The 26631-nt window shown below is 58.9% G+C and carries 26 protein-coding genes and 1 riboswitch; of the genes, 13 read left to right on the top strand and 13 right to left on the bottom strand.

Annotation, left to right across the window (positions count from 1 at the left end; genetic code table 11):
* Window positions 1–8 precede the first annotated feature (8 nt).
* The 3 genes from ACI77H_RS11890 to ACI77H_RS11880 are packed head-to-tail and all read right to left on the bottom strand — an operon-like array spanning window position 9 to window position 2692.
* Complete coding sequence (locus ACI77H_RS11890; RefSeq protein WP_407012079.1) at window positions 9–797, bottom strand: ABC transporter ATP-binding protein; 789 nt, start codon at window positions 795–797, stop codon at window positions 9–11.
* Window positions 794–1609 carry an ABC transporter permease gene (locus ACI77H_RS11885; RefSeq protein ID WP_407012078.1) on the bottom strand — a complete coding sequence of 272 codons (816 nt, stop codon included), beginning with the start codon at window positions 1607–1609 and terminating at the stop codon, window positions 794–796. Before ACI77H_RS11885 ends, ACI77H_RS11890 begins: the two co-directional genes overlap by 4 nt.
* A 15-nt stretch (window positions 1610–1624) precedes the next feature.
* On the bottom strand, window positions 1625–2692 hold the full coding sequence (locus ACI77H_RS11880; RefSeq protein WP_407012077.1) for a putative urea ABC transporter substrate-binding protein: 1068 nt from the start codon (window positions 2690–2692) through the stop codon (window positions 1625–1627).
* 61 nt (window positions 2693–2753) lie between these two features.
* Window positions 2754–2854: riboswitch (guanidine-I (ykkC/yxkD leader) on the bottom strand.
* Between the two features lie 454 nt (window positions 2855–3308).
* Between ACI77H_RS11880 and ACI77H_RS11875 the strand changes: the two genes are divergently transcribed.
* Window positions 3309–3767: a hypothetical protein gene (locus ACI77H_RS11875; RefSeq protein WP_407012076.1), complete on the top strand. Its 459-nt coding sequence runs from the start codon at window positions 3309–3311 to the stop codon at window positions 3765–3767.
* A 476-nt stretch (window positions 3768–4243) separates the two neighbouring features.
* On the top strand, window positions 4244–5881 hold the full coding sequence (locus ACI77H_RS11870) for a hypothetical protein (RefSeq protein ID WP_407012075.1): 1638 nt from the start codon (window positions 4244–4246) through the stop codon (window positions 5879–5881).
* A gap of 109 nt (window positions 5882–5990) precedes the next feature.
* On the opposite strand, the gene ACI77H_RS11865 is transcribed toward ACI77H_RS11870, so the two are convergent.
* Window positions 5991–7103, bottom strand: coding sequence for an enoyl-CoA hydratase/isomerase family protein (locus tag ACI77H_RS11865; RefSeq protein WP_407012074.1), 1113 nt, complete (start codon window positions 7101–7103; stop codon window positions 5991–5993).
* A 132-nt stretch (window positions 7104–7235) separates the two neighbouring features.
* Here ACI77H_RS11865 and ung point away from each other — a divergent pair, with 132 nt between their 5' ends.
* Window positions 7236–7928, top strand: coding sequence for a uracil-DNA glycosylase (gene ung / locus ACI77H_RS11860; RefSeq protein ID WP_407012073.1), 693 nt, complete (start codon window positions 7236–7238; stop codon window positions 7926–7928).
* A gap of 43 nt (window positions 7929–7971) precedes the next feature.
* Here the strand turns inward: ung and ACI77H_RS11855 are convergent, their stop codons facing one another.
* The 4 genes from ACI77H_RS11855 to ACI77H_RS11840 are packed head-to-tail and all read right to left on the bottom strand — an operon-like array spanning window position 7972 to window position 12016.
* The gene (locus tag ACI77H_RS11855) at window positions 7972–9012 is read right to left on the bottom strand and encodes an AbrB family transcriptional regulator (RefSeq protein ID WP_407012072.1); all 1041 of its coding nucleotides are present in this window, start codon (window positions 9010–9012) and stop codon (window positions 7972–7974) included.
* The gene (locus ACI77H_RS11850; protein ID WP_407012071.1) at window positions 9005–10519 is read right to left on the bottom strand and encodes a tripartite tricarboxylate transporter permease; all 1515 of its coding nucleotides are present in this window, start codon (window positions 10517–10519) and stop codon (window positions 9005–9007) included. The genes ACI77H_RS11855 and ACI77H_RS11850 overlap by 8 nt, the downstream gene beginning before the upstream one ends.
* A 1-nt stretch (window position 10520) precedes the next feature.
* Window positions 10521–10979, bottom strand: a complete 459-nt coding sequence (locus tag ACI77H_RS11845) for a tripartite tricarboxylate transporter TctB family protein (RefSeq protein ID WP_407012070.1) — start codon at window positions 10977–10979, stop codon at window positions 10521–10523.
* 59 nt (window positions 10980–11038) lie between these two features.
* Window positions 11039–12016, bottom strand: a complete 978-nt coding sequence (locus ACI77H_RS11840; protein ID WP_150630909.1) for a tripartite tricarboxylate transporter substrate binding protein — start codon at window positions 12014–12016, stop codon at window positions 11039–11041.
* A gap of 390 nt (window positions 12017–12406) precedes the next feature.
* Here ACI77H_RS11840 and ACI77H_RS11835 point away from each other — a divergent pair, with 390 nt between their 5' ends.
* Both ACI77H_RS11835 and ACI77H_RS11830 read left to right on the top strand, forming a co-directional pair.
* Complete coding sequence (locus ACI77H_RS11835) at window positions 12407–13078, top strand: response regulator (protein WP_008034908.1); 672 nt, start codon at window positions 12407–12409, stop codon at window positions 13076–13078.
* The gene (locus tag ACI77H_RS11830) at window positions 13071–14456 is read left to right on the top strand and encodes a sensor histidine kinase (RefSeq protein ID WP_407012069.1); all 1386 of its coding nucleotides are present in this window, start codon (window positions 13071–13073) and stop codon (window positions 14454–14456) included. Before ACI77H_RS11835 ends, ACI77H_RS11830 begins: the two co-directional genes overlap by 8 nt.
* 64 nt (window positions 14457–14520) lie before the next feature.
* On the opposite strand, the gene ACI77H_RS11825 is transcribed toward ACI77H_RS11830, so the two are convergent.
* Complete coding sequence (locus ACI77H_RS11825; protein ID WP_407012068.1) at window positions 14521–15342, bottom strand: HDOD domain-containing protein; 822 nt, start codon at window positions 15340–15342, stop codon at window positions 14521–14523.
* Window positions 15343–15377: 35 nt separating this feature from the next.
* The gene (locus ACI77H_RS11820) at window positions 15378–16319 is read right to left on the bottom strand and encodes a YgfZ/GcvT domain-containing protein (protein ID WP_407012067.1); all 942 of its coding nucleotides are present in this window, start codon (window positions 16317–16319) and stop codon (window positions 15378–15380) included.
* A 150-nt stretch (window positions 16320–16469) separates the two neighbouring features.
* Between ACI77H_RS11820 and ACI77H_RS11815 the strand changes: the two genes are divergently transcribed.
* Together ACI77H_RS11815 and ACI77H_RS11810 are read left to right on the top strand one after the other, a co-directional pair.
* A complete protein-coding gene (locus ACI77H_RS11815; protein ID WP_007944081.1) occupies window positions 16470–16724 on the top strand; it encodes a succinate dehydrogenase assembly factor 2 in 255 nt (84 codons plus the stop codon).
* Window positions 16708–17160 (top strand): protein YgfX, encoded by a 453-nt coding sequence (locus ACI77H_RS11810; RefSeq protein ID WP_407012066.1) that lies wholly within the window; start codon window positions 16708–16710, stop codon window positions 17158–17160. Before ACI77H_RS11815 ends, ACI77H_RS11810 begins: the two co-directional genes overlap by 17 nt.
* On the opposite strand, the gene nadB is transcribed toward ACI77H_RS11810, so the two are convergent.
* Window positions 17129–18745, bottom strand: coding sequence for an L-aspartate oxidase (gene nadB, locus ACI77H_RS11805; protein ID WP_407012065.1), 1617 nt, complete (start codon window positions 18743–18745; stop codon window positions 17129–17131). The genes ACI77H_RS11810 and nadB overlap by 32 nt on opposite strands.
* A gap of 558 nt (window positions 18746–19303) precedes the next feature.
* Between nadB and rpoE the strand changes: the two genes are divergently transcribed.
* The 4 genes from rpoE (at window position 19304) to ACI77H_RS11785 (ending at window position 23077) form a co-directional block, all read left to right on the top strand.
* The gene (gene rpoE, locus ACI77H_RS11800; protein WP_007944079.1) at window positions 19304–19885 is read left to right on the top strand and encodes an RNA polymerase sigma factor RpoE; all 582 of its coding nucleotides are present in this window, start codon (window positions 19304–19306) and stop codon (window positions 19883–19885) included.
* 30 nt (window positions 19886–19915) lie between these two features.
* Window positions 19916–20503, top strand: coding sequence for a sigma-E factor negative regulatory protein (locus ACI77H_RS11795; protein WP_407012064.1), 588 nt, complete (start codon window positions 19916–19918; stop codon window positions 20501–20503).
* 8 nt (window positions 20504–20511) lie between these two features.
* Window positions 20512–21468: a MucB/RseB C-terminal domain-containing protein gene (locus ACI77H_RS11790; protein ID WP_407012063.1), complete on the top strand. Its 957-nt coding sequence runs from the start codon at window positions 20512–20514 to the stop codon at window positions 21466–21468.
* Between the two features lie 181 nt (window positions 21469–21649).
* Entirely contained in the window at window positions 21650–23077 is a 1428-nt protein-coding gene (locus ACI77H_RS11785) for a DegQ family serine endoprotease (RefSeq protein ID WP_407012062.1), read from the top strand.
* Between the two features lie 66 nt (window positions 23078–23143).
* Here ACI77H_RS11785 and ACI77H_RS11780 read toward each other — a convergent pair whose 3' ends face one another.
* Entirely contained in the window at window positions 23144–24577 is a 1434-nt protein-coding gene (locus ACI77H_RS11780) for a M48 family metalloprotease (protein WP_407012061.1), read from the bottom strand.
* A 99-nt stretch (window positions 24578–24676) separates the two neighbouring features.
* Between ACI77H_RS11780 and ACI77H_RS11775 the strand changes: the two genes are divergently transcribed.
* Window positions 24677–24916 carry a sulfurtransferase TusA family protein gene (locus ACI77H_RS11775; RefSeq protein WP_407012060.1) on the top strand — a complete coding sequence of 80 codons (240 nt, stop codon included), beginning with the start codon at window positions 24677–24679 and terminating at the stop codon, window positions 24914–24916.
* Window positions 24917–24947: 31 nt separating this feature from the next.
* On the top strand, window positions 24948–26018 hold the full coding sequence (locus ACI77H_RS11770) for an AI-2E family transporter (protein WP_407012059.1): 1071 nt from the start codon (window positions 24948–24950) through the stop codon (window positions 26016–26018).
* 137 nt (window positions 26019–26155) lie between these two features.
* Here ACI77H_RS11770 and ACI77H_RS11765 read toward each other — a convergent pair whose 3' ends face one another.
* On the bottom strand, window positions 26156–26629 hold the full coding sequence (locus ACI77H_RS11765; protein ID WP_095060286.1) for a peroxiredoxin: 474 nt from the start codon (window positions 26627–26629) through the stop codon (window positions 26156–26158).
* Window positions 26630–26631: the final 2 nt, after the last annotated feature.

The raw sequence follows: 26631 nt of genomic DNA, 5'->3' as shown, positions 1-26631 counted from the left end.
AGATTCCTCTAAGCGATACGAAGCGTGCCTGCCAGCTCAGCCGGCAAGGCATCGACGGCGGCGCGATGGGCGCGGCGGTCGCTGTTCAAAGGGATGTCGTAGGTGATGCGCGCGCCATAGGCTCCGGGGGCGTGCGGGTCGACGCGGACCTTGTCGAACACCAGCAAGCGGGTGCCGAGGCTGAAACCTTCGGACAGGTCGTGGGTGACCATGAACACCGTCAGTTGCGTCTCGCGCCACAGCTCCAGCAGCAAGGCGTGCATGTCTTTGCGGATGCCCGGATCGAGGGCGCCGAACGGTTCGTCGAGCAGCAACACGCGGGGTTTCATGATCAGCGCCTGGGCGATGGCCAACCGTTGTTGCATGCCACCGGAGAGCTGCGCCGGGTACTTGTCCAGCGAGTGGCCGAGACCGACTTTGTGCAGCAGCACCGAGGCCTGTTCGCGCGCCGCTTTTTTCGCGCTGCCGAACAACCGTCCGAGCAGCGGCGAGCGCGGCAGTTCGAGGCCGAGGGCGACGTTGTCCAGCACCGTGAGGTGCGGGAATACCGAGTAGCGCTGGAACACCACGCCACGGCTCGAATCCGGCTCACTGGCCAGCGCCTGGCCGTCCAGCAGAATCTCGCCGCGACTGGCGCGTTCCTGGCCGAGCAACAGCCGCAGGAAGGTCGATTTGCCGCAACCCGACGCGCCGACCAGGGTGCAAAACTCACCCTCGTTGACGTGCAGGTTCAAGCCTTCGAGCACCACCTGATCAGCGTACTGTTGCCAGACGTTTTTCACCGTGATGAAGCTCATGCGCGGGCTCCTTCATACCAAGGGAACGCGCGTTGTGTCAGGCGCTTCAGGCCCCAGTCCATCAGCCAGGCGAGTAAGGTGATCCAGACCACGTACGGCAGGATCACATCCATCGCCAGATAACGGCGCACCAGAAAAATCCGGTAGCCGAGGCCGTCGGTGGAAGCGATGGCTTCGGCGGCGATCAGGAACAACCACGCCGAACCGAGCATCAGGCGCAGCGAGATCAGCAGGCGCGGCAGCAATTGCGGTAGCACCACACGCAGCATCAGCGTCCAGGTTGAAGCGCCGAGGGTCTGGGCCTTGATCAGCAACTCGACCGGGATTTCCCGGGCGCGCTGTTCCAGATCCCGCGCCAGGCACGGGGTGATGCCGATCACGATCAGCATCACTTTCGACAACTCCCCCAAGCCGAACACGATGAACAGAATCGGCAGAATCGCCAGTGGCGGCACCATCGACAGCACCGTCAGCAACGGCGACAACGGTGCGCCAAACAGCGGCAACGTGCCGGCGGCGATGCCCAGGCACAGCCCGGCCAGCGCGCTGATGCCGAGGCCGATGGCCAGGCGACGCAGGCTGGACGCGGTGTCTTGCCACAGCACGTATTCGCCGGTGCGGCTGTCGGCGGTGAACGCCAGGCGCTTCACCGCATCGGTCATCTGCACGGCGCTCGGCAACAGTTTGTCGTTGGGGTTGTCCAGCAGCCGCTCGGCCGAGCCCATGAAGTAGGCCAGCAGCACCAGGGCGAACGGCAGGATCACCAACAGCAGGCGACTCGGACGATCCGGGTGACGATTGATCAGGCGCATGGCCAGGTCCTCTTGTTACAGCTTGGCGTCGGCGGCCATCTGCACGTAACTCGGATCGAAGCGCAGCTTGAGGTTGGTCTTGTCGCCGCTGGTCACGCCATTGGCGAAGGCCATGCCGACGGCGCTGGTGTCCTTGGCGCCTTCACCGAGCAAGCCGTGCTGAAAGGAAAACTCGGCGACCTTGCGCATGGTTTCCGGCAGTTGCTTGCTGGTGGAAAACGCCAAGGCTTCTTTGGGCGTGGCGAACAATTTGGTGGTGTCGAGTTGCGCCTGGAAACCCCCGAGGTCAGTGCCAGAGGCTTTGGCCATGTGTTCGAGGGCGGCTTTGCTGGCGGCGTTTTTCGCGTTCATCAACTCGACCACTTCGAACCACGCGCCGGTCAGCGCTTTGCCCAGGGCCGGGTTGTCTTTGAGGGTGGCGCTGTTGACCACCATCATGTCCATGATCTCGCCGGGGATCTGGCTGGAGTTGAACACTTCGGTTACGCCGGGTTTGGCCTTGATGTCCGAAAGCATCGGATTCCAGGTAGTGACGGCATTCACCTGATCCGTGTTGAAGGCCGCCGAGATGTCGGCGTCGGAGGTGTTGACCACTTTCAGGTCTTTCTCGGTGAGGTCTACCGAATCCAGTGCCCGGGCCAGCAAGTAGTGGGAAACCGACAGCTCGACCAGATTGACGTCCATGCCCTTGAGGTCGCTGACTTTCTTGCCGTCGCCCTTGAGCACGATGCCGTCGTTGCCATTGGAGAAGTCGCTGACGATCAGTGCGGTGCTGTCGACGCCGCCGGCCGCCGGAATGGTCAGTGCATCCATGTTGGTCATGGTGCAGCCGTCGAACTGGCCGGCGGTGTATTGGTTGATGGATTCGACGTAGTCGTTGAGCTGCACCACATCAATCTTGATGCCGTACTTCTTCGCCCATTTGTCGACGATGCCTTGGCTGCCCGCATATTCCCAGGGCATCCAACCGGCGTAGATGGTCCAGCAGACGCTGAAGTGGTCTTTTTGCGCGGCCTGGGACGAGACACTCACGAAGGCTGCGAACGCAGCGGCGAGCAGGGTGGGTAAACGAAGTCGGGACATGATGGTTCTCCAGTTGATCAAGGGCGGGCAGGAGTCAACGCGGCACCGCGAACGGTGGCTTGTCTCCCGGGCTTTTGTCCCGCCGTGTAACCTCAACTGGAGGTCGCCAACTCTCGGACCAGCCACTCGCCTTAGCGAGCCGGAACCCTAGTCAGCCATTGCAAATTGTGGTGCCGCGAACCTGTGATGACTCCTGCACGGGTTTGTTAAAGCGAGAGCCGTGCCAAGTCGCCCGAAGCGCTCTGGGTCGAGGGGTTGCCATTAGCTGGCAGGGTATAGGGGGCGTTGGTTGCTTTGTGATGGTGCGTCCGTGCACTGAGATGCAGCGTGGCTGGCCGCTGTACTCCTGCTATTACGGCCTGCACCATTACGGTGGTTATCGCTACTACTATTGGGGCGGGCATGCGCCCCGTCATTACGGCGATGGATATCGCGGAGGGCACCATTAATCAGCACGTGAATAGATGAAAAACCTTTCATCGGCCAGATGTTTCAACTTGTTGCAAGGCCGCACCAGATTTCGAAATCGATGTCTGATCTATCGACAGTCACCGAATAATTGACTGTCGCCCGCCAGCGTCGCTGGTGTGGCTCACTCGCGGTCCAGGAGGCCGCCATGCTCCTTCAAAAAATGCTCCGTCGAATTCTTCTGATAGCTGTAGTGGGATTGTCTCTCGGTGCGTGCGTGCCCTATGCCGATGGAGGAGGCAGCTACTACAGTTCCGAGGTGTACACCTCCCCTGCACCGTATTACTCCGGTGGTGGGCCTTACTACTCCAGTGGCGGTTACTACACATCGCCGCGCCGGTATTACTCACCGCCGGCCCGCTATTACCAGCCGACACCGCGGTCTTACTACCAGCCACGGGTGTATCAGCCGGCACCGCGTTATTACCAGCCATCGCCACGAGGCGATTACCGGGCCCATCAGAGTCGTGGTTGGGACGACAATGGCCGGGGCGGTTGGGATGGACGCAATCGCGGCAATTGGGACAACGATAATCGCGGCGGACATGGTGGACGCGATGGCCGTGGTGGACGGGACGGTCATGATGGGCGTGGCAGGAACCGGTAGCCTCCTACAAAACCTCAACAAAAAAGCGGCGCATCAAGCGCCGCTTTTTTTATGCGTCACGGATAGGGCGCGAAGGTCACGATTGGGGATGAACGTGATGCCCGCAAGGAACCGCACGCTTGCGAGAGCGCCTGCTCGATTCGAAATTCACCCTCCTTGCTCCATCTCCTCGGGCGTTCTCGGAACCCTCCTACATTTTTATTTCTGCGCGTTTGTTAGCGTTTGTGCATTCGTATTGATGTTGAAAAAAACTTCAATGAAATGAGGGTGTACGAGCAGAAGACTATTTAAATCATGAATTTACTTGTTATCCATCAAAACTTTCCTGGTCAATTTCGGCATGTGGTATTGGCTACGTTGAGTCGGCCAGGCAATAGAGCCATTGCGATAGGGTGAGGTACTGCTAATCGTTTCAGCGGTAAAGATTTTTAGATGTCGTGAGCGGGTGGTTTTATCATTTTAAAATGGAGTTTGAAGTGCGTAAGATAATTCGTTGGGGTTCTTCTTGGCGGTGTAAGCGGATACTGGTCTTCGGTTTGGTATTGGCTTTCTGCGCTTGGGTGATGAGTTGTTATGTTGACTCGGAGATCATGACGATGAAGTGGGATCGTAACCCAAGGTTATCAAAAAAATGCAGTCAAAAATCAGGTTCAAGCTACAGTCGGTTCTATATAAGTGCTGGTGAAGTTGTTGTCGAAAATAGAAGTGCCGTAGGTGTGGTTCAAGGTTGGCATGCTTATCTTGGTGGAAGCTTCGAGGGTAGTGAGTTAAGTTATAAGCAGTTTGGTTTAGAGGTTACGACTGAAACCGTCAAGCACCAAGTTGTTTTTGGTGGTGACGCAGGCGGCAGGGTAAATGTCGAAGTTGGAAATATTTTTCATGGTGGGGCGGGCGATGACTTAATTATCGCTTATCAAAATCCCGGCGTTAATTATGGTGGATTTGAGGATAGGATTCCTGGTGCGTTTTTTTTAAGCGGGGCGGGAAACGATACGCTTCTCGGATCAGAAGGTGCGGATTATTTGGTCAGTGGTGCAGGGGATGATTGGCTTTACGGTGAGAACGGTCCAGATATTTATATAATAAGCCCGCATGCGGGAGCGACTACTATTGTTGCGGACATACTTAGCCCTGTTTTCTCACGCCCTGAGGTTGGGGTTGCGGGGTGGAAAGCTGAGTTCGGGTTGGACGATATAGATACCGTCAGACTTCCGGATGGGATAACCCTTGAGCAGTTGCAATTAAGTTGGGGCGCCGTATTAGTTGAAGCGGTCAATATTGAGTTGGCGCCGAAACCGCAGCGCGGCACCTATCGCAACCCACCTCGCGGGCAGATGCTTTACTCGACCCTTGATATCTCTTGGGGTAAGGGACAACAAGTTCGTATTGTATTGCCGAACGCCATTGATTCGAGTGAGTCCGGTATTGAGGTTGTAAAATTTGCGGACGGATCAAGCGTCAGCTTGGACCTTCTAATAGCCAGTAGTAAATTAGGTCCTGCCCCCGATACTTACCATCAGGGTGTCCTAATCGAAAATGCAGTTGAGGCGATCTCTCTTCGGGACGGTAAAACGATTCCTCTCGTTGGTGGCCAAGGTAATGACACTTTGAATGGCTCTGGCGAAATACGAGGCATGCAGGGGAATGACTCGATTTCGGGCGGTCCGGGAGATGATGTTCTTTGGGGAGGGGCGGGTGACGACACTCTGGCCGGCGGCGCGGGCAATGATATTTACAAATACGACGGCTTGGGAAGGGATTTGATTGTTAATGCATCTGGCGGTGTAGATGGAATCGATTTTACGGATTTCGATGCATCCATTCATCAGCTGAAATTTCACCGCGACAATAATGATCTCGTCGTCGTGGTTAATTATGGTGCGTCTCCGAAGATGCGAGTGGCTAATCATTTTTCGGGAGGCGATGCTGCGATAAGTTTTGTAAGAGTACAAACCGTCGACAGGACTCCTCAAGACTACTCTGCCGACCAGCTTGTTGAACTTTTACATCCTCTGCCACCGCTAAGAGATATGGAAGATGTATTTTTACGTGATGACGAGGGTGTAATAGAGGCCTTGAAGGAGATATCTGAATTTTATGGGGTTCAGGTCTAATTAATACTTCGATTATGAACAGACGGTGACTAGCAACCTCTCTTAGGAGAGACCATGATTTGCCCGCGATAGACCTCTTGATACAGCTATCGCGGACAACTCCAGGATTTTAGTACTCGGAAAGATCCGCCAGCGGATGTCGCCCTTCCCAAACCTTGTGGAAATGCGCCTCCACCACCGCATCCGGCACATTATTGATGTCGGGCCAATGCCAGTGCGGTTTCTGATCCTTGTCGATCAACCGCGCCCGCACGCCTTCGCTGAATTCCGGATGACGGCAGCAGTTGAGGCTCAAGGTGTATTCCATCTGGAAAACCTGCGCCAGCGACATATGTCGCGCACGGACGATCTGTTCCCAGACCAGATGAGCGGTCAGCGGCGAGCCTTCACTGAGGGTGCGTGCGGCGCGGCTAAGCACCAGGTCCGTACTATCGCGCTGTTGGCTGATGGCTTTCCAGGCGCAGCGCACATCACTGACATCCAGCAATTCATCGATCTGCTGACGACGCGGCAGCCACTGGGCTTCGGGCATTTGCGCGAGCGCTTCCTGCTGCAGGGCCTTGAGCAGACTGTTGAGCTGCATCGGCGTCTGTTCCTGCCAGTTCAATTGCAGCAGGCCTTCGATCAGCTCTTCCTGCTGTTCATCGAGTAGAAAGCGGTCGGCCAGGTCCAGGTCGATCGCATCGCGACCGTTCATGTGCGCACCGGTCAGGCCGAGGAATAAACCGAGCTTGCCGGGCAGGCGTGACAGAAACCAACTGGCACCGACATCCGGGTACAGGCCGATGCTGATTTCCGGCATTGCCAAACGGCTGCTCGGCGTGACAATCCGGATGCTCGCGCCCTGCAGCAGGCCCATGCCGCCACCGAGTACGTAGCCATGGCCCCAGCAGATCAACGGTTTCGGGTAGGTGTGCAGGCTGAAGTCCAGTCGGTACTCCGCCGCGAAGAAATGCGCGGCCAGCGGGGGGACTTCACCCGGATGCGCGCGACAGGCTTCCACCAAGCTGCGCACTTCGCCGCCGGCGCAAAAGGCCTTGGTACCTTTGCCGCGCAACAGGACGCAGACAATTTGTGGATCTTTGGCCCACGCGTCCAGTTGATCGCGCAGGGCGTTGATCATTGGTAAGGACAGGGCGTTCAGGGACTTTTCGGCATCCAGGCTGGCAACGCCGATGCGGGCGCCGTCGGTGCCGGTGAGTTCTTCGAAGTGCAGATTCATCGTGACCTCGATCGGGAATTTGAGCGTTCAGTATGATCGCAATGCCGGAAAATGCCGGTTCTGCGTCAGATCAATTGACAAGCGTGATGGGCTTTCCTAGGGTTCGCCCCATTGTTTTTGCCGGATGTAACCATGACTACTGACGACCGTATCAAACTCGAACCGGGCTGGAAGGAGGCACTGCGTGCCGAGTTCGACCAGCCCTACATGGCAGAGTTGCGCAATTTCCTGCAACAGGAACGCGCGGCGGGGAAGGAAATCTATCCACCGGGCCCGATGATTTTCAACGCGCTGAATTCGACGCCGCTGGACAAGGTCAAGGTCGTCATTCTCGGTCAAGACCCGTATCACGGCCCGGGCCAGGCCCATGGCTTGTGCTTTTCGGTGCAGGCGGGCGTGCCGGCGCCGCCGTCGTTGGTGAACATCTATAAAGAGCTGAAGCGTGACCTGAACATCGACATTCCCAATCATGGCTATCTGCAGAGTTGGGCCGATCAGGGCGTGTTGATGCTCAATACCACCATGACCGTCGAGCGCGCCAATGCCAATGCGCACAAGGACAAGGGCTGGCAGTTTTTTACCGACCGGATCATTGAAGTGGTCAGCCAACAACAACCGCACCTGGTGTTCATGCTGTGGGGCGCCCATGCCCAGAGTAAGCAGAAGCTGATCGACGCGACCAAGCATCTGGTGCTGACGTCGGTGCATCCATCACCGCTGTCCGCTTATCGCGGCTTTCTCGGGTGCGGGCACTTCAGCCGGACCAACAAGTTTCTGGAGCAGAATGGCGAGACGCCGATCGAGTGGCGGTTGCCGCCGGTTTGATGCGCTGACCGAGGCGTTCCGAAGATGTGGGCGCCTCGGTCTATCAGACGGAATCCGGGTGGCGATTCCAATACTTGAACAACGGCTCCGCCAGAAACAACACGAACAACAGCCGCATCACCTGCATCGCCGTCACCAATGGCACCGACAATTGCAGGGTCTCCGCCGTCAGGCTCATCTCTGCAATTCCGCCGGGCATCATGCCCAGGGTCAGCGAACGCAAATCCAGATGTGTCAGCGCACTTAACCCGAGCGCTGCCGCCGTGGCGATCAACATCGTCAGCACCGTCCCGATCAAGGTTCGCCCCATAAACGAAGGCGCCCGCCGGAAAAACTGCCGATTGAAGTGACAACCCAGGCCGCTGCCGATCAGCCATTGGCCAATCTGACTGCCGCCATGGGGCAAGCCAATATGTAAATCCCAACCAATGCTCACCGCCGCGCTTACCAGCAACGGCCCGAACAGCCATGGGTTGGGTTGACGAAGACGTTCCCAAAGCCAGGCCGCCAACGCGCCTGCCGGGAATAGAAGGGCCAGCCACCACCCGTTGACGGCCGTCGGATGAACGACGGGCGCGCCGTCACCCAGCAAATACTTGAACGCCGCCGGCACACACAGCACCACCACCAGCACCCGCAGACTTTGCCCGGCCGCTACGCGACTGAGTACCGCGCCATTGCGTGCGCCGAGGTTGACCATCTCCCCGGAGCCGCCGGGCATGCTGGAAAAGAACGCGGTGGCGCGATCCTCACCGGTGCGCCGCATCAACCAGACCCCGACCACCGCCGAGAGGCTGGTGACCAACGCACCGAAGAAAATCAGGCCAAAGTGGCTCAGCACCTGCTCCATCACCACCGGGGTGAAGTGCAGGCCGATGCCGATGCCGACCACCCACTGGCCGCACTTGCGGCCGCCAGGGATTTCCGCCAGTTGCCAGGGCGTCAGGCAGCGCACCAGGATGATCGCCAGCAACGAGCCGACCATCCACGGCAGCGGCCAGCCGACGAGGCTGGCCAGGTAGCCGCCCAGCGCGCCGACCAGCGGCGTACCCCACCAGGCATTGAAAGGTGTTCGATCAGACATCCGCGATAGCGCGCCGAGCGACCGAACGCTTGCGCCAGATACGGACGATCGGCATCAACAGCATGATCGCCGTCAGTACCCAGACACCGAACGTGATCGGGCTCGACCAGAGGATCTCCAGCGCACCGTTGGAAATCGACAGGGCGCGACGCAGGTTCTGCTCCATCAAACCTCCGAGGATGAAACCCAGCAGGACCGGCGACAACGGGAAGTCCAGCTTGCGCAGGATGTAACCGAAGATACCGATGCCGATCATCAGGAACAGGTCGAATGTGGTGGCGTGCACCGCGTAGACGCCGATCCCGGTGATGATTGCGATCACCGGCACCAGCGCCCAGTTCGGCACGGCGAGGATGCGGGTGAAGATGCGGATCATCGGGATGTTGAGGATCACCAGCATGATGTTGGCGACGAACAGGGAGGCGATCAGGCCCCAGACGATGTCGGGTTGCTGCTGGAACAGCAGCGGGCCCGGGGTGATGTTGTACAACGACAGCGCGCCGATCATCACCGCGGTGGTCCCCGAGCCTGGAACGCCGAGGGTCAGCATGGGCACCAGTGCACCGCACGCGGCACCGCCAATGGCGGTTTCCGGTGCCGCGAGGCCGCGCATGTCGCCTTGGCCGAACGTGCCTTTGGCACCGGCGATGCGCTTCTCGGTCATGTAGGCCACGGCGCTGGCAAGGGTTGCGCCGGCACCCGGCAACACGCCCATGATGAAGCCCAGCAGACCGCAACGAATGTTCACCACGAACACCGCCGAGGCTTCCTTGAAGTTGAACATCATGCGGCCGGTGGCTTTTACTGCCTCCTGACCGTGGTGGGTTTTTTCCAGCAGCAGGAGAATTTCACTGATGGAGAACAGGCCCAATACCAGCACGACGAACTGAATGCCGTCGGTCAGGTGAATGTTGTCCCCGGTGAAGCGATAGACACCGCTGTTGGCATCGATGCCGACGGTCGACAAAAACAGGCCGATCAACGCCGCGATAAACGTTTTCAACGGTCGATCGCCGGCCATGCCGCCCAGGCAGACAATCGCGAACACCATCAGCACGAAATATTCCGCCGGGCCGAAGGCAATCGCCCATTTCGCCAGCAGCGGAGCGAACAGCACCATGCCGCAGGTGGCGATGAACGCACCGATGAACGAACTCCACGCCGACAGCGACAGCGCCACACCGGCCAGGCCTTTGCGGGCCATCGGGTAACCGTCGAGGGTGGTCATGACGGTGGAGGCTTCGCCCGGAATGTTCAGCAGGATCGAGCTGATCCGGCCGCCGTACTCGCAACCCAGATACACCGCGGCCAGCAGAATCAACGCTGACTCCGGTGGCAGCCCGAGGGCGAACGCGATCGGGATCAGCAACGCGACGCCGTTAATCGGACCCAGGCCCGGCAACAAGCCGACAACGGTGCCGATCAAGGTGCCGCACAGGGCGGTCACCAGGTTGTACGGGCTCAGCGCGACGCCGAAACCCTGACCCAAATAGCCAAGAGTATCCATATCAGTTCTCCAGAACGTCGAGCACGCCCAGTGGCAGTGGCACGTCCATCAACTTGTCGAACAGCAGGTAAAGACCGATCGCTATCAGGCTGATGATGATCGCGCTGGGCAGCCAGCGGCCGCCGTACAGGCGCGCCATCGGGACGCCGATCAAGATGCTCGCGACAATGAAACCGAGCGGTTCGAAAGTGCCCGCGAATACCAGCAACAGCACCACGCAGATGCCGATTTTGGTCAAGGTTTCGCGGTCCATCGGCGGTTCGTCAGGGTTGTGCTTGATCGGTGCGGGACGGAACACCATGTACAACAGGGCCATGCCCATCAGCCCGAGCATCAGCAGCGGAAACGCACGAGGACCCACCGGTTCATAAGAAAAGGCCGCTTGGTACGGCCATGCCATCAGTGCCAGACCCACACAGGCCAGCAACAGCACCGACGCAAAAATGCGTTGTAAGAGCATAGGAAACTCCTGTGCCGCAGCCCCGCAGAACAGGGGCCGCAGCCGCTAGACAGAGGCGATCACTGAATCAGGCCGAACTCTTTGGCCAGCACTTTGTAGTCCGCGACCTGCTTCTTCACGTAGGTGTCCAGCTCCGGGCCGGTCATGGCGAACGGGAACAGTTCACGCTGATCGCGCAGCTTGGCGAACTCGGGTGAAGCCAGCAGTTTGTCGAAGGCGTCTTTCCACCAGGCGTAGTCTTCATCGCTGACTTTTGGCCCGAGGTAGAAGCCGCGAACCACCGGCCAGACGATGTCGTAGCCTTGCTCTTTGGCCGTCGGAATGTCTTTCATTTCCGGCTCGTCCAGGCGCTTCTCGGAGAACACCGCCAACAGGCGCATGTCGCCGCTCTGGATGTGCGGCATGGAGTCGGAGATGTCGGTGCTGCCGACCTGAATGTGGCCGCCGAGCAGCGCGGTGGCGATTTCACCGCCGCCTTCGAGGGCGACGTAGCGCAGATCGCGCGGGTTGATCCCGGCGGCCTTGGCGATCAACGCGGTTTGCATCCAGTCCTGGCTGCCGACGGTGCCGCCGGAACCGATCACCACTTTGCTTGGGTCTTTCTTCAGCGCCTGAACGAGATCGTCGAGGGTCTTGTAAGGCGAATCGCTTTTCACCGCGATGGCGCCGTAACTGGTGCCGACCGCTGCCAGCCAACGCACGTTGGTCTCATCGAAACGGCCGAACTTGCCTTGGGCCAGGTTCAGCAGCGAACCGCTGGACCACGCCACCAGCGTGCCGGCATCCGCCGGGCGCTGGGCGACTACCGCGTTGTAGGCCACTGCGCCGACACCGCCGGGCATGTAGGTCACGCGCATCGGTTTGGTCAGCAGTTTTTCATTCACCAGCGCGCTCTGCGCCAGTTTGCAGGTCAGGTCGAAACCACCGCCAGGCGAGGCCGGGGCGATGCATTCCGGGCGTTTCGGCTCAGCCATCAGTTGGCCGGCAAACAGCATGCAACTGGCGGCGAGGGCGAAACGGCGCAGTGATCGATTCATTGTTGTCTCCACAGGAGTTGTTGTTTTTGGGGATGTTTCAGGTGCGGAAGTTTCGCGTTGCACAGCCGTTGATGGCGCTGACAAACGTAAACGATGGGAATTGAAAAAAGAGATGAGGCGGGCAAACCTGGCGCTGTGTGGACAGCATGGCGAAGTACCTCGTTATTGTTCTTATTGGCGAAAACGCATCAAGGCGTTTTTCGGGAGCTACATTTCAAAGCATGATCGATGGCTTTCAGTCGAAACCATCCGTGGGCCGACTCTAACGGTCGAACCTTTCACTAACCTTTCAGTGGGCTTTCACGGTTTTCGGGCTTCACAGCGGCGGATGCGGCTGTAAACTCCGCGCCAAAGAATGGCGTCGAACATCCCTGAATGAGGTAAAGATCCATGCGTGTTCTGCTCGTCGAAGACCATCTGCAACTCGCCGACAGTGTCGCTCAGGCGCTCAAGAGCACCGGGCTGACCGTGGATGTGCTGCACGACGGCGTGGCCGCCGACCTGGCGTTGAGCAGCGAGGAATACGCGATGGCGATCCTCGACGTCGGCCTGCCGCGCATGGATGGTTTCGAAGTGCTGGCGCGCTTGCGGGCCCGAGGCAAGAACCTGCCCGTGCTGATGCTGACCGCGCGCAGCGACGTCAAGGACCGGGTCCATGGCTTGAATCTTGGCGCCGACGATTACCTGGCCAAGCCTTTCGAGCTGACCGAACTCGAAGCCCGGGTCAAAGCCTTGCTACGCCGCAGTGTGCTCGGCGGCGAACGCCAGCAGACCTGCGGCGTGCTGGCTTACGACCTGGACACTCGGCGTTTCACTCTTGGCGACGAATTGCTGACCCTGACCTCCCGCGAACAAGCGGTGCTCGAAGCCCTGATTGCGCGTCCCGGTCGGGTGATGAGCAAGGAGCAACTGGCTGCCCAGGTGTTCGGTCTCGACGAAGAAGCCAGCCCCGACGCCATCGAAATCTACGTCCATCGCTTGCGCAAGAAGCTCGACGGCCAACCGGTCGCCATCGTGACCTTCCGCGGTCTCGGCTATTTGCTGGAAAGCCGCGATGCATAAGCCCAGCAGTCTGCGCTGGCGGTTGCTGTGGAACCTCGCGCTGTTGCTGGTGGTGTTGATGTTGGCCAGTGGTTTGAGCGCGTACTGGAACGGGCGCGAGGCCGCCGACACCGCGTACGACCGGACCTTGCTGGCCTCGGCACGAACCATTGCCGCCGGGGTGTCCCAACGCGATGGCAGCCTGAGCGCCGACGTGCCTTATGTGGCCCTCGATACCTTTGCCTACGACAGCGCCGGGCGAATTTTCTATCTGGTCAATGACATCAATCAGAAGTTGATCTCCGGTTACGAAAACCTGCCACCACCACCGCCTGGAACGCCGCGCACCGATGACTATCCGGCGCTGGCGCGTTTCTATAACGCGACGTACCGGGGGCAAAACGTGCGAGTGGTGAGTCTGCTCAAACCCGTAAGCGAGCCGAACATGAACGGCATGGCGGAAATCCGCGTGGCGGAAACCGATGAAGCGCGGGTCAGCATGGCTCGTAGCCTGGCGGCGGACACGTTGCTGCGACTGGGCATGCTGGCGGTCGGCGCGTTGCTGATGGTGTGGTTTGCGGTCAGCGCAGCGTTGCGTCCATTGGAGCGCTTGCGTACGGCGGTGGAGGAACGGCAGTCCGACGATCTGCGGCCTCTGCCGTTGGTGGAGGTGCAACATGAGTTGTGGCCGCTGGTGCGCGCCCTCAATCACTTTACCGAACGCCTGCGCGGGCAGTTTGAGCGGCAGGCGCAATTCATCGCCGATGCCGCCCATGAACTGCGCACACCGCTGGCGGCGCTCAAGGCGCGGCTTGAACTCGGTCTGCGTTCCGACGAACCCGACACCTGGCGCAACACGCTGGAAACGGCGGCCCAAGGTACGGACCGCTTGACCCATCTGGCCAATCAATTGCTGTCGTTGGCGCGGGTCGAGAACGGTGCCCGGGCAATCGCCGAGGGCGGTGCGCAGTTGCTCGATCTGAGTCAGCTGGCCCGCGAGCTCGGCATGGCCATGGCGCCGCTGGCTCATGCCCGCGGCGTGGCGCTGGCGCTGGAGGCCGACGAGCCGGTGTGGCTGCGCGGTGAGCCGACGCTGCTGAACGAACTGTTGAGCAATCTGGTGGATAACGCGCTGGCCCATACACCGCCCGGCGGCAATGTGATCCTGCGGGTCTCGGCGCCGGCGGTGCTGGAGGTCGAGGATGATGGTCCGGGGATTCCGCTTGAAGAACGTGACCGGGTGTTCGAACGCTTCTATCGCCGCAATCAGCAGGTGGCCGGGTCGGGGTTGGGTCTGGCGATTGTCGGCGAGATCTGCCGCGCGCACCTGGCGCAGATCAGCCTGCACGATGGCGAGCAGGCGGGGTTGAAGGTGCGGGTGAGTTTTATCGCGGGGTAGGTTTGGCGGGTATTGTATTCTCCCCATCGCCGGTTTGCCGGCGATGGGGGTGTCGCAGTTTCAATCAGTAGAACATCGACCGCGATTCTTCCAGATCCCTGCACATCGCTTCATTCTCCGGGTCGATTCCCAGTTTCTTGAAGGCCGGCACGCTGAGCGGGTCTATACGGGCGATGGGATGGTCGGTGTCCTTGTGGCAATACAAACTGGCCACTTGCACCAGGTCCACATAGTCGACGCGCTCGGACTGACGCTTGAAGTCCAGATACAACCCCGGCACCTGTACCAGCATTTCCGGAAATTCCCAGACCCTGAGCAATTTATCGCCCAGCAAGGGGTGAATCTGGTCGATCACATGGTTCAGGCTGACCGAGTCCGACAGCAGCTCGTAGTGATCTTCGGCGTAGGTCAGGATCGGCAGTACCCCAATCTGATGCACCAGTCCGCCCAGCGCGGCCTGATCGGGTTTGAGCTGCGTGTAACTGCGACACAGCGCATAGCTGACCCCGGCGATTTCCAGACTTTTGCGCCAGACATCACGCATTTTTTTCTCTACCACGTCAGAGCGCGCGTGGAAAATCTGCTCCATGACCAGGCCGATGGCCAGGTTGCTGCTGTAGTTGACGCCCAGGCGCGTGATTGCCGTGTGCAAATCGGTGACTTCCTGGGTCGCGCGCAGCAGTGGGCTATTGACCACTTTGATCAGGCGCGCAGACAGCGCCGTATCACGGCCTATCACTTTACTCAGGGTGCTGACACTGATTTCCGGGTCTTCAGCGGCCTTGCGAATCTGCAAAGCCACTTCCGGTAACGTTGGCAGAACCAGGTCATCGTTATCGATGGCCTCAACCAAATCCTGTTGGACCTTATCCGCCAAATCGCTCATTTCTTTTCTCTAGGGTGTTGCAACAGGTACTGCTGTTAACGCTGGATTTCGCGATCGCGATCCAATTCATAAGGCAGGTCAAGCAGGTGCAGGGCTGGCCCTTCGAGCGTGCCGAGACGGATGTCGCCACCGTCTGCAGCTTCGGCTTGCAGGACTGCCAGGAGTTCAATGTTTTGTTCGGCGCGTGCGGCAATCACCACTTCGCCGATGGAACTGCCGTGTGTCGGGGAAAACAGTGGTGTACCGGGTTCAGGCAACACACTGGCGTCCAGCTTCAGACGATACAAGCGACGTTTGAGTTTGCCCAGATACTGCATCCGCGCAACGATTTCCTGGCCGGTGTAGCAACCTTTCTTGAAACTCACGCCGCCGACCGCTTGCAGATTGAGCATCTGCGGAATGAACAATTCGCGTGTGCCCGGCATGACCTGGCCGATCCCTGCGCGGATCTGGCCCAGCAGCCATTGATTGAGGTTGCCTTCGGCCAGCAGGGCAGACAGCTGGCCCTTGATGACGTCGGCCTGATCCGCGCTGACCCAGAGTTCGGCACGGTCCGGCGAAACGCGGATAGCGATCAGCTGGTTATGGCGCGCAACGCTGTCGGTGTCTGCCGGCAACGCCAGACCCAGGCTGACGAGTGCGGCATCGCCGTGGTCAACGCCGAAGCGGACCCAGGCAGCGCTTTCATCGGTCAATTTCGATTTGGAGAACACGGCGTACTTTTTCAGGTCCGCCAGTTGCGGCTCCAGCAGCTCGGTGGCCATGGCCATGAGCACGCCGTCACCTTGCAGCAGAATGCGGAAGCTCGATTGCATCCGGCCTTTCTGAGTGCAGCGCGCGCCGAGGCTGGCCTGGGTGTCGCTCAGGTAATTGAGGTTGCAGGTCAACTGGCCTTGCAAAAATTTGCTGGCATCCGCGCCGCGGACCGCCAGAACGCCTTCGTGAGACAGGGTGCAGAAAAAAGCAGAATCGGCCATGGGACATCGCAGGGTAAAAGAGTCTGGGGGACATCATAAGGGGGCGCCCATGAAATGGGTAGTTCACAAAAGCTCGGCAGTGCCCGACCAAAGCCGACTGGTCGATGGTGTCCGGGGCTGTATACTTGCCGCCTATTTGAGGAGCGCTCCATGGTCGAAGATGTTGAACTGAATCGCCTCTACTGGCACAGCCGCCGCGGCATGCTTGAACTTGACGTGTTGCTGGTGCCATTCGTAAAAGAAGTCTACCCGCACCTCAATGATGTCGACCGCGATTGCTACCGCAAGCTGCTCGAATGCGAGGATCAGGACATGTTCGGCTGGTTCATGGAACGTGCCGAGTCGGAAGATCCGGAGCTTCAGCGCATGGTTCGCATGATCCTGGATCGTGTCCAGCCCAAGTAATGCGTTCGAATGCCGCTGGCATGCCTCACGGCAGTTGCTGGCGGCGTATCTGTTCGCCCAGCTGTTTGCGCTGGGTTCGTTGTTTCTTCTCTCTATGCCGGTCTGGGCCAGTCTGCTCGGCGTTGTGCTGTGCGTCGCTCATGGCGTTTGGGCATTGCCGCGACAGATTTTGCTGACACACCCACAGGCGTTTCGCGGCTTGCGTCGCGACGCGGATGGCTGGCAGTTGTGGAATCAGGCGGCGGGTTGGCAGGCGGTTCAGCTACGGCCGGACAGCCTGGCGCTGCCGCTGGTCGTGGTCCTGCGTTTTCGCCTGCAGGGCGAGCGGCGGGTCCGGGCGATCTGCGTGCCCCGGGATTCGCAGGCGGCGGATGTGCACCGACGCCTGCGGGTTCGGCTCACGTTCAGTCGGCGTAGGTGGGCGGCACCAGAATAGTGTCCAGCGCAACCGGTAGCAGGTTCGGGTAGTCGAGGGTGTAATGCAGGCCGCGACTTTCCTTGCGTTCCATGGCTGACTGGATCATCAGTTCCGCCACTTGGGCCAGGTTACGCAGCTCGATCAAATCCCGGCTGACCTTGTAGTTGCTGTAGAACTCGTCGATTTCGTCGAGCAACAGTCGCACACGATGCTGCGCCCGTTGCAGGCGCTTGTTGGTGCGCACGATGCCGACGTAATCCCACATGAACCGCCGCAGTTCATCCCAGTTGTGCGCAATGATCACGTCTTCGTCCGAGTCGGTGACCTGGCTGGCATCCCAGACGGGCAGGGCGATCGGAATCGTAACTTGCGGCAGTTGCTCCAGAATATCCGCTGCCGCCGAGCGCGCGTAAACGAAACACTCGAGCAGCGAGTTGCTGGCCATGCGATTGGCGCCGTGCAGGCCGGTGAAACTGGTTTCGCCGATGGCATACAGCCCCGGCACGTCGGTGCGGCCTTGCTGATCAACCATCACGCCGCCGCAGGTGTAGTGCGCTGCGGGAACCACCGGAATCGGTTGCTTGGTGATGTCGATGGAAAACTCCAGGCAGCGCTCGTACACCGTCGGGAAGTGCGTCTTGATGAACGCTTCCGGCTTGTGACTGATGTCCAGATAAACGCAATCGACACCCAGGCGCTTCATCTCATGGTCGATGGCCCGGGCGACGATGTCCCGTGGCGCCAGTTCTGCGCGCGGGTCGAAACGCAGCATGAAGCGTTCGCCATTGGGCAGCTTCAAGTGCGCACCTTCGCCGCGCAGGGCTTCGGTGATCAGGAAACTTTTGGCTTGCGGGTGATACAGGCACGTCGGGTGAAACTGGTTGAACTCCAGGTTTGCCACCCGGCAGCCCGAACGCCAGGCCATGGCGATGCCATCACCGCAGGCGCCATCGGGGTTGCTGGTATAGAGGTAGACCTTGGCGGCACCGCCAGACGCGAGGATCACGAAGCGTGCGCCGTAGGTATCGACTTCCCCGGTGCCGCGGTTGAGCACGTAGGCACCGAGGCAGCGGTCGCCGTCAAGGCCCAGACGTTTCTCGGTGATCAGGTCGACGGCGACCCGTTGCTCCAGCAACTCGATGTTGGGCCGTTGCCTGGCTTTGTCGAGGAGGGTTCTGAAAATCGCTGCTCCGGTGGCATCGGCGGCGTGAATGATGCGCCGATGGCTGTGACCGCCTTCGCGGGTCAGGTGAAACTCGAAGCCGCCGTCCTCGGTGCCGGATTGTTCATCGCGGGTGAACGGCACGCCTTGATCGATCAGCCATTGAATCGCCTCTTTACTGTGCTCGACGGTGAAGCGCACGGCGTCTTCGTGGCACAGGCCACCGCCGGCATTCAGGGTGTCATCGACGTGGGATTCAACGGTGTCGGTGTCATCCAGCACGGCAGCGACACCGCCCTGGGCCCAGAAAGTCGAGCCATTGGCGAGGTCGCCTTTGCTCAGTACGGCGATGCGCAAATGACCGGGCAAGGTCAGCGCAAGGCTCAAACCGGCAGCACCGCTGCCAATGACCAGAACATCGTGTTGAAACTGTTGGCTCATTTCAGGATTCCGCTCAAAGCGACCCGGGTTGGGGGTGGCGCCAGACTGCTGGTACGGCGAGTCGAGGCGGCCACACAGCGCACTAGTATATAGAGGGGGGGAGCGGCACAATAGCCGAGGTCACATGGCATTGTGAAACTACTGTGACGGAAAAGATTTGACGCTTCGTCGGATGATTTTTCAAACGATTCGGCGACACGGCGACTGTATCGTCGATTTAACAGTCTTTTTCCATTTACGGTTGCACAATGTCGGTCTCACGCAGCTATAAATATTTGGAACTTTTGCCAAAGGGCCAAGATCAATAGACCGTTGCCTGATTCAAGGGACAGTGTCGGCTTCAATGCAGGATTGCGGTTTGATCCTTGCCGGCGAATCCGATGACAAGATTATTCGCGCAGCCGGGTTATTCCGAGCTGCGCTTTTCGTGCGTGCCAAATCAGAGCCCGCAGGAAACTTGCTTGGAGGGGGAGAACTTTTGCGGAAAGCCCGAGTCTATGTTTGCAAGTCTGGTTGTTTAGTTATGCAAGCTTCCTCCGAGCTTATCGAGGAGAGTTCATGCTAACCCAGGAAGAGGATCAGCAGCTGGTCGAGCGCGTTCAGCGCGGGGACAAGCGAGCTTTCGATCTGCTAGTGCTGAAATACCAGCACAAAATTCTCGGGTTGATCGTGCGTTTTGTGCACGACACCCATGAAGCCCAGGATGTGGCACAAGAAGCCTTTATCAAGGCGTACCGTGCGCTTGGAAATTTTCGCGGAGACAGCGCGTTTTACACGTGGCTTTACCGCATCGCCATCAACACGGCGAAAAACTATCTGGTTTCACGCGGCCGTCGGCCGCCGGATAGCGATGTCAGTTCCGAAGACGCAGAGTTCTACGATGGCGATCATGGCCTCAAGGATCTCGAGTCGCCTGAACGTGCATTGCTGCGGGATGAGATCGAAGGCACCGTCCATCGAACCATTCAGCAACTGCCAGAAGATTTGCGTACGGCTTTAACTTTACGTGAATTCGATGGTCTGAGTTACGAGGACATTGCGGCAGTCATGCAGTGTCCGGTGGGTACCGTGCGCTCCCGGATTTTCCGCGCTCGGGAAGCCATCGATAAAGCCCTGCAGCCGTTGTTGCAGGAAAACTGAGACAGCGGCGACAGCCAAGAGAGGAACGCCATGAGTCGTGAAGCCCTGCAGGAATCGCTGTCCGCAGTGATGGATAACGAAGCGGACGAACTGGAATTACGTCGGGTATTGAATGCCTTTGACGATGTTGAAACCCGTGAAACATGGGCTCGTTATCAAATCGCTCGGGCAGTGATGCACAAGGATCTGCTGCTTCCACGTCTGGACATTGCTGCGGCAGTTTCTGCTGCGCTGGCTGACGAAGCCGTACCGGCGAAAGTCTCCCGTGGTCCATGGCGCAGCCTGGGTCGTCTGGCCGTAGCTGCTTCGGTCACCGTCGCCGTGCTGGCAGGTGTTCGTCTGTACAATCAGGACGAGATCGCAGGTGTCGAGCTGGCTCAGCAATCCACTCAACCGGGTCTGGCCGTTCCTCAAGTCAAGGGCCCAGCCGTATTGGCAGGCTACAATGAGAGTTCGGAAGCCACTGGTCCTATGGCCAACGGCGTTTTGCAAGGTCAGCCGGGCTGGCACGATCAGCGTCTGCCAAGCTACTTGCGCCAACATGCTCAACAGGCTGCATTGAAAGGTACTGAGAGCGCTCTGCCTTACGCTCGTGCAGCAAGCCTGGAAAACCGCTAAGGAGGATCATGCGCGCCATACCTCTACTATCGCTTCTGCTCGGTGGCTGGTTCATCGTTCCAGCCCATGCCGATGAGGCACAAGACTGGTTGACCCGTCTTGGTCAGGCCGAGCAACAGCAAAGCTTCCACGGTACTTTCGTCTACGAGCGTAACGGTAGTTTCTCTACCCACAACATCTGGCACCGCGTCCAGAATGGCAAGGTCCGCGAGCGGTTACTCCAGCTCGACGGCTCGGCTCAGGAAGTCGTGCGCATTGATGGACATACTCAATGCGTCAGCGGCACTCTGATTGCAGGGCTTGGGGATTCCCCCAACTCCGCAGCTCGTGCACTTGATCCGCAAAAACTCAAGAATTGGTACGACCTTGCCGTTATCGGCAAATCGCGTGTGGCCGGACGTGCGGCAGTGATTGTTTCCCTGACGCCTCGCGATCAACATCGCTACGGTTTTGAACTGCATCTGGATAAAGAAACCGGCTTGCCTCTGAAATCATTGCTCCTGAATGAGAAAGGGCAGTTGCTGGAGCGGTTCCAGTTTACGCAACTGGATACTTCCGATGTGCCCTCCGACGACGAATTGCAGGCGGGCCCGGATTGTAAAGCCGTCACCCTCGACAGCGACAAGGCTTCAGCGGTCAAGGCTGCCCAAACCTGGCATTCCGACTGGTTACCTGCTGGCTTTGAGCTGACAAGCAGCGTCTCGCGCAAGGATCCCGAAACCAAAACCCAGGTCAACAGCCTCATGTATGACGATGGCCTGGCCCGTTTCTCGGTGTTTCTGGAACCGTTGAATGGTGCCACCGTCACCGATACTCGCACTCAGTTGGGCCCAACTGCCGCTGTGTCCCGGCGCTTGACGACTCCTCAAGGGGAGATGATGGTCACCGTGGTCGGTGAAATCCCGATTGGCACCGCTGAACGGATTGCGCTGTCAATGCGCACCGATGCCACTGCAGCCCAGTAGTGAGCTGATATCGAAATGTTTGGTGAGCATTTCAATTTGCAAATATCCCCGAAATTTTTTATAGGTCAGAGCCCCTCGGCTCTGGCCTTGTTTGTTGTTCCCGGAACAAAAATACCGGCGTATTGTTCCCGGTGTTCCTTGCTCCATATTGCTTAATCATGCTCGTCGTAACGGGAGCCGTATGTCGATACCACGCTTGAAGTCTTATCTCTCCATATTTGCCACCGTGCTGGTGCTCGGTCAGACGGTCGCTGTACAAGCGGTCGAGTTGCCTGACTTCACACAGCTGGTCGAGCAGGCCTCGCCTGCGGTGGTGAACATCAGTACCACGCAGAAACTGCCGGATCGCAAAGTGAGCGAGCAGATGCCGGACCTCGAAGGCTTGCCGCCGATGTTGCGCGAGTTTTTCGAGCGCGGCATGCCGCCACAATCGCGTACACCACGCGGCGATCGTCAGCGTGAGGCCCAATCCCTGGGGTCGGGCTTCATCATCTCGCCTGACGGCTACATCCTGACCAACAACCACGTGATCGCTGATGCCGACGAGATTCTGGTTCGTCTCTCTGACCGCAGTGAGCTGAAAGCCAAACTGGTCGGCACCGATCCACGCTCCGACGTGGCGCTGCTGAAAATCGAAGGCAAGGATTTGCCAGTCCTGAAACTGGGCAAATCCCAGGACCTTAAGGCTGGTCAGTGGGTCGTGGCCATCGGCTCGCCATTCGGTTTCGACCACACCGTGACCCAAGGCATTGTCAGCGCGATCGGTCGCAGCCTGCCGAACGAAAACTATGTGCCGTTCATCCAGACCGACGTGCCGATCAATCCGGGTAACTCCGGTGGTCCGCTGTTTAACCTGGCGGGCGAAGTGGTGGGGATCAACTCTCAGATCTACACGCGTTCCGGCGGTTTCATGGGCGTGTCGTTCGCTATCCCGATCGACGTGGCCATGGACGTTTCCAACCAGCTGAAAAGCGGCGGTAAAGTCAGCCGTGGCTGGTTGGGTGTCGTCATTCAGGAAGTGAACAAGGATCTTGCCGAGTCGTTCGGTCTTGAAAAGCCGGCCGGTGCGCTGGTGGCGCAGATCCAGGATGATGGTCCGGCTGCCAAGGGTGGCCTGCAAGTGGGTGACGTGATCCTGAGCATGAACGGTCAACCGATCGTCATGTCTGCCGATCTGCCGCACCTTGTTGGGGCGCTGAAGGCTGGCGCCAAGGCCAATCTTGAAGTGATTCGTGAAGGTAAGCGCCAGAATGTCGAGCTGACGGTCGGCGCTATTCCTGAAGAAGGCAAAGAACTGGATGTCCTGCCAAAATCGACCACTGAGCGCAGCAGCAATCGCCTGGGTGTTTCCGTGGCCGAGCTGACCGACGAGCAGAAGAAAACCTACGACCTCAAAGGGGGAGTGGTGATCAAGGAAGTCCAGGACGGTCCTGCTTCTCTGATCGGCTTGCAGCCAGGCGACGTCATCACTCACCTGAACAATCAGGCGATTGGCTCCACCAAGGAGTTCACCGATATTGCCAAGGCGCTGCCGAAGAACCGCTCGGTGTCGATGCGGGTTCTACGTCAGAATCGCGCCAGCTTCATCACCTTCAAACTGGCTGAATAAACCGGTTATTGGCTGAATAAAAAACCGCCTCGAAAGAGGCGGTTTTTTTGTGCCTACTGAAAAGTATCAGCCCATCATGTCCTTGATCATGCGCTCTTGCTCCATCAGCTCTCGTTGGCGGGCATCGATACGCGACGACAGCGGGAAGTTGGTCCCTGCCTTGCGCTTGGCGAAGTCCAGTTGCTGAATAGCCTGACGGTAGTCGCCGACCAGCGCAAAGTACTCGGCGCGCGCCTGATGCAAACCGATGATGTTGCCTGACAGACCTCGGGTTTCCGCGACCATGTACCAGACATCCGGATCATCGGGGCGGCTTTTGAGCAGGTTCTCCAGCGCTTTTTCCGCTTCGGGCGCCCGGTTTTGTTTGAGCAGCAAATCGACCCGCACCTGATTCAGCGGATAGTTGCCCGGATACTGAGTCAGCATCCGGTCCACCCGGGTTTGGGCGTCCGGCAGGCGATTGTTGGTGATGTCCAGATCGATCTGCGCCAGGTTGTAGATGATCTCGTTTGGCGACTTGGCCAGCAGCAACTTGAGATTTTCCCGTGCTTCGTTCAGTTGGCCACCCTTTATCTGAGCGATTGCCAAGCCATAACGCGCAACGTCGTTTTTCGGGTTTTCATCCAGCTGTGCGCGGAAGCGCTTGGCGCCCAGGCCTGGGGTTTCTTCGTAAGTCAGCTGGACTCGCGCACGAATCAGCTGATAACGCATGGTGTCTTCGATGCCACCCGGTTTGGCCTGCTCGGCGCGGTTGCGGGTATCGGCGATCCGCGACTCGGTCACCGGGTGAGTCAGCAGGAATTCCGGTGGCTTGGCGTCGAAGCGATATTGGCGCGCCAACCGCTCGAACATGGTCGGCATTGAGCGGGGGTCGTAACCGGCTTTTTCCAGGTTGAGGATGCCGATGCGGTCGGCCTCCTGCTCGTTCTGGCGCGAGAAACGTCGTTGTTCCTGAATCGCTGCCGCCTGCGTGCCCGCAATGGCCGCGATCCCGGCATCGCCGGCACCGGCAGCGGCAATCACGATCCCGGCCAGCAGCGCCGCCATCATCGGCACCTGCATGCGCTGTTGCGCTTCGACGCCGCGGGCAAAGTGGCGCTGCGACAAGTGAGCCAGTTCGTGAGCGAGCACCGAGGCATATTCGCCTTCGGTCTGGGCATTAAGGAACAAACCACCGTTGACCCCGACAATTCCGCCCGGCGCCGCGAAGGCATTGAGCTGCGGGCTGTTGATCAGGATGAACTCCAGACGACGGTCGTTGACCTGACTGGTCTCCACCAGCCGATAAACGCTGGATTCCACGTAGTCCTTGAGCTGCGGATCATTGAGTTGGGAAACCTGGCTACGCAACAGCGCCAGCCAGGCGCGACCCAACTGGTATTCCTGTTGCGGCGAGACGATGGCAGAACTGGCGTCGCCGAGTGACGGCAGATCGTCGGCGAAGCCCGGTGAGGCGAGCAGGCAAGCGAGCGTCAGCAGGGTAGGGCGCAAAAAAGTCATGCACAAAGCCTTAGTCGACAAAGACCTTACTGTAGCCGGACAGTACGCTTCGGACCAGATATTCTAAGCCGCTCGAACACCCGACCCCGGAGTAACGCAATGACCGACGCTGTAGCCCATGACGCCGAACTGGACGCCAGCGGCCTGAATTGTCCGTTGCCGCTGCTCAAGGCCAAGCTGGAACTCAATCGTATGGCCAGCGGCGCGGTGCTCAAGGTGATCGCCACCGATGCGGGTTCGCAGCGCGACTTCCGCACCTTTGCCCGTTTGGCCGGTCATACGCTGCTTCGTGAAGAAGATGAAGCGGGCGTTTACTGCTACTGGCTGAAAAAAGCCTGAAAACTGCTGCATTCGTTGCTAAGGATTATTGATGTTCAAAGTGTTACGCGACTGGATTCAGCGTTATTTCTCCGATGAAGAAGCGGTGGTGCTGGCGGTCCTGCTGTTTCTGGCGTTTACCGCCGTGCTCACCCTCGGTGGCATGCTCGCACCGGTGCTCGCCGGGATGGTACTGGCGTATCTGATGCAAGGTCTGGTGGTGACACTTGAACGCCTTCGCGTGCCCGGTGGCGTGGCTGTGGGGCTGGTCTTCGCCTTGTTCATGGGCGTTTTGCTGGTGTTCATTATTGTCGTGGTGCCGTTGCTCTGGCATCAGTTGATCACGCTGTTCAATGAGTTGCCGGGGATGCTCGCCAAGTGGCAATCGCTGTTATTGCTGCTGCCGGAGCGCTACCCGCATCTGGTGTCCGATGAACAGGTTTTGCAAGCCATCGAAGTGGCGCGGGGCGAGATCGGCAAGTTCGGTCAGTGGGCACTGACGTTCTCGCTGTCGAGTCTGCCGTTGCTGGTCAACATCATGATTTACCTGGTGCTGGTGCCGATTCTGGTGTTCTTCTTTCTCAAGGACAGGGAAATGATTGGCCAGTGGGTTCGCGGTTACTTGCCCCGTGAGCGCGCGTTGATTACTCGTGTTGCCCATGAGATGAACCGGCAGATCGCCAATTATATTCGCGGCAAGGTCATCGAAATTTTCATTTGCGGTGGCGTGACCTACATCGGATTTGTCGTGTTGGGACTCAACTACGCGGCACTGTTGGCGTTGCTGGTGGGCGTGTCGGTGGTGGTGCCCTATGTCGGGGCCGTGGTGGTGACCGTGCCGGTGTTGCTGATTGCGTTGTTCCAGTGGGGCTGGAGCGATCAGTTCATCTATTTGATGGCGGTCTACGGGATTATTCAAACGCTGGATGGCAATGTGCTGGTACCGCTGCTGTTCTCGGAAGCGGTCAACCTGCATCCGGTGGCGATCATCTGCGCGGTGTTGTTGTTTGGCGGGTTGTGGGGATTCTGGGGCGTGTTCTTTGCGATTCCCCTGGCGACGCTGTTCAAAGCGGTGCTGGATGCCTGGCCACGCAAGGAACCGGTGGTGGCGCCGCTGCTTTAACGGTCGAAATCTGCGGTGTGGCCTTGGGCCTCATCGCTGGCAAGCCAGCGCCTACACTAGACCGCGTCCTTCTGGACAACCCGATCAACTGTAGGCGCTGGCTTGTCAGCGAAAGCGTCCGAAAGGACGCCAAAAACTCAGGCCTTGTTCAATGCCTGAGCCGCCGCCAAAACAGCATCCACATGGCCCGGCACCTTCACACCGCGCCATTCCTGACGCAGCACACCATCCTTGTCGATCAAAAACGTGCTGCGATCAACGCCCATGTATTCCTTGCCATACAGCTTTTTCAGCTTGATCACATCAAACAACTGGCACAGCGCCTCTTCCTTGTCGCTGATCAGCTCGAAGGTGAACGCCTGTTTGGCTTTGAAGTTCTCGTGGGATTTCAGGCTGTCGCGGGACACACCGAAGACTTCGGTGTTAGCCGCTTTAAAAGCCTCAAGCTGATCGCGAAAGCCCTGGCCCTGGGTCGTGCAGCCCGGCGTGCTGTCCTTCGGATAGAAGTAGATCACCACTTGCTTGCCTTTAAGGCCTGCGAGGCTGACGGTCTGCCCGCTGGTGGCGGGCGCTTCGAAGTCGGCAACCGGTTGGTCGATAGCAACGGCCATGA

Source organism: Pseudomonas sp. O230, assembly GCF_045447035.1.
Lineage (GTDB): Bacteria > Pseudomonadota > Gammaproteobacteria > Pseudomonadales > Pseudomonadaceae > Aquipseudomonas.
The sequence above is the reverse complement of the archived record's forward strand: the minus strand, read 5'-3'. Positions and strand labels throughout refer to the sequence as shown.

Coding starts and splice junctions, on each gene's coding strand:
- ACI77H_RS11830 (WP_407012069.1), top strand. CDS start 13,071: ATGCATAAGCCCAGCAGTCTGCGCTGGCGGTTGCTGTGGAACCTCGCG.
- ACI77H_RS11770 (WP_407012059.1), top strand. CDS start 24,948: ATGTTCAAAGTGTTACGCGACTGGATTCAGCGTTATTTCTCCGATGAA.
- ACI77H_RS11835 (WP_008034908.1), top strand. CDS start 12,407: ATGCGTGTTCTGCTCGTCGAAGACCATCTGCAACTCGCCGACAGTGTC.
- ACI77H_RS11825 (WP_407012068.1), bottom strand. CDS start 15,342: ATGAGCGATTTGGCGGATAAGGTCCAACAGGATTTGGTTGAGGCCATC.
- ACI77H_RS11790 (WP_407012063.1), top strand. CDS start 20,512: ATGCGCGCCATACCTCTACTATCGCTTCTGCTCGGTGGCTGGTTCATC.
- ACI77H_RS11795 (WP_407012064.1), top strand. CDS start 19,916: ATGAGTCGTGAAGCCCTGCAGGAATCGCTGTCCGCAGTGATGGATAAC.
- ACI77H_RS11875 (WP_407012076.1), top strand. CDS start 3,309: ATGCTCCTTCAAAAAATGCTCCGTCGAATTCTTCTGATAGCTGTAGTG.
- ACI77H_RS11815 (WP_007944081.1), top strand. CDS start 16,470: ATGGTCGAAGATGTTGAACTGAATCGCCTCTACTGGCACAGCCGCCGC.
- ACI77H_RS11880 (WP_407012077.1), bottom strand. CDS start 2,692: ATGTCCCGACTTCGTTTACCCACCCTGCTCGCCGCTGCGTTCGCAGCC.
- ACI77H_RS11885 (WP_407012078.1), bottom strand. CDS start 1,609: ATGCGCCTGATCAATCGTCACCCGGATCGTCCGAGTCGCCTGCTGTTG.
- ung (WP_407012073.1), top strand. CDS start 7,236: ATGACTACTGACGACCGTATCAAACTCGAACCGGGCTGGAAGGAGGCA.
- nadB (WP_407012065.1), bottom strand. CDS start 18,745: ATGAGCCAACAGTTTCAACACGATGTTCTGGTCATTGGCAGCGGTGCT.
- ACI77H_RS11820 (WP_407012067.1), bottom strand. CDS start 16,319: ATGGCCGATTCTGCTTTTTTCTGCACCCTGTCTCACGAAGGCGTTCTG.
- ACI77H_RS11850 (WP_407012071.1), bottom strand. CDS start 10,519: ATGGATACTCTTGGCTATTTGGGTCAGGGTTTCGGCGTCGCGCTGAGC.
- ACI77H_RS11890 (WP_407012079.1), bottom strand. CDS start 797: ATGAGCTTCATCACGGTGAAAAACGTCTGGCAACAGTACGCTGATCAG.
- ACI77H_RS11765 (WP_095060286.1), bottom strand. CDS start 26,629: ATGGCCGTTGCTATCGACCAACCGGTTGCCGACTTCGAAGCGCCCGCC.
- rpoE (WP_007944079.1), top strand. CDS start 19,304: ATGCTAACCCAGGAAGAGGATCAGCAGCTGGTCGAGCGCGTTCAGCGC.
- ACI77H_RS11865 (WP_407012074.1), bottom strand. CDS start 7,103: ATGAATCTGCACTTCGAAGAACTCACCGGCACCGACGGCGCCCGCATC.
- ACI77H_RS11775 (WP_407012060.1), top strand. CDS start 24,677: ATGACCGACGCTGTAGCCCATGACGCCGAACTGGACGCCAGCGGCCTG.
- ACI77H_RS11840 (WP_150630909.1), bottom strand. CDS start 12,016: ATGAATCGATCACTGCGCCGTTTCGCCCTCGCCGCCAGTTGCATGCTG.
- ACI77H_RS11845 (WP_407012070.1), bottom strand. CDS start 10,979: ATGCTCTTACAACGCATTTTTGCGTCGGTGCTGTTGCTGGCCTGTGTG.
- ACI77H_RS11780 (WP_407012061.1), bottom strand. CDS start 24,577: ATGACTTTTTTGCGCCCTACCCTGCTGACGCTCGCTTGCCTGCTCGCC.
- ACI77H_RS11785 (WP_407012062.1), top strand. CDS start 21,650: ATGTCGATACCACGCTTGAAGTCTTATCTCTCCATATTTGCCACCGTG.
- ACI77H_RS11855 (WP_407012072.1), bottom strand. CDS start 9,012: ATGTCTGATCGAACACCTTTCAATGCCTGGTGGGGTACGCCGCTGGTC.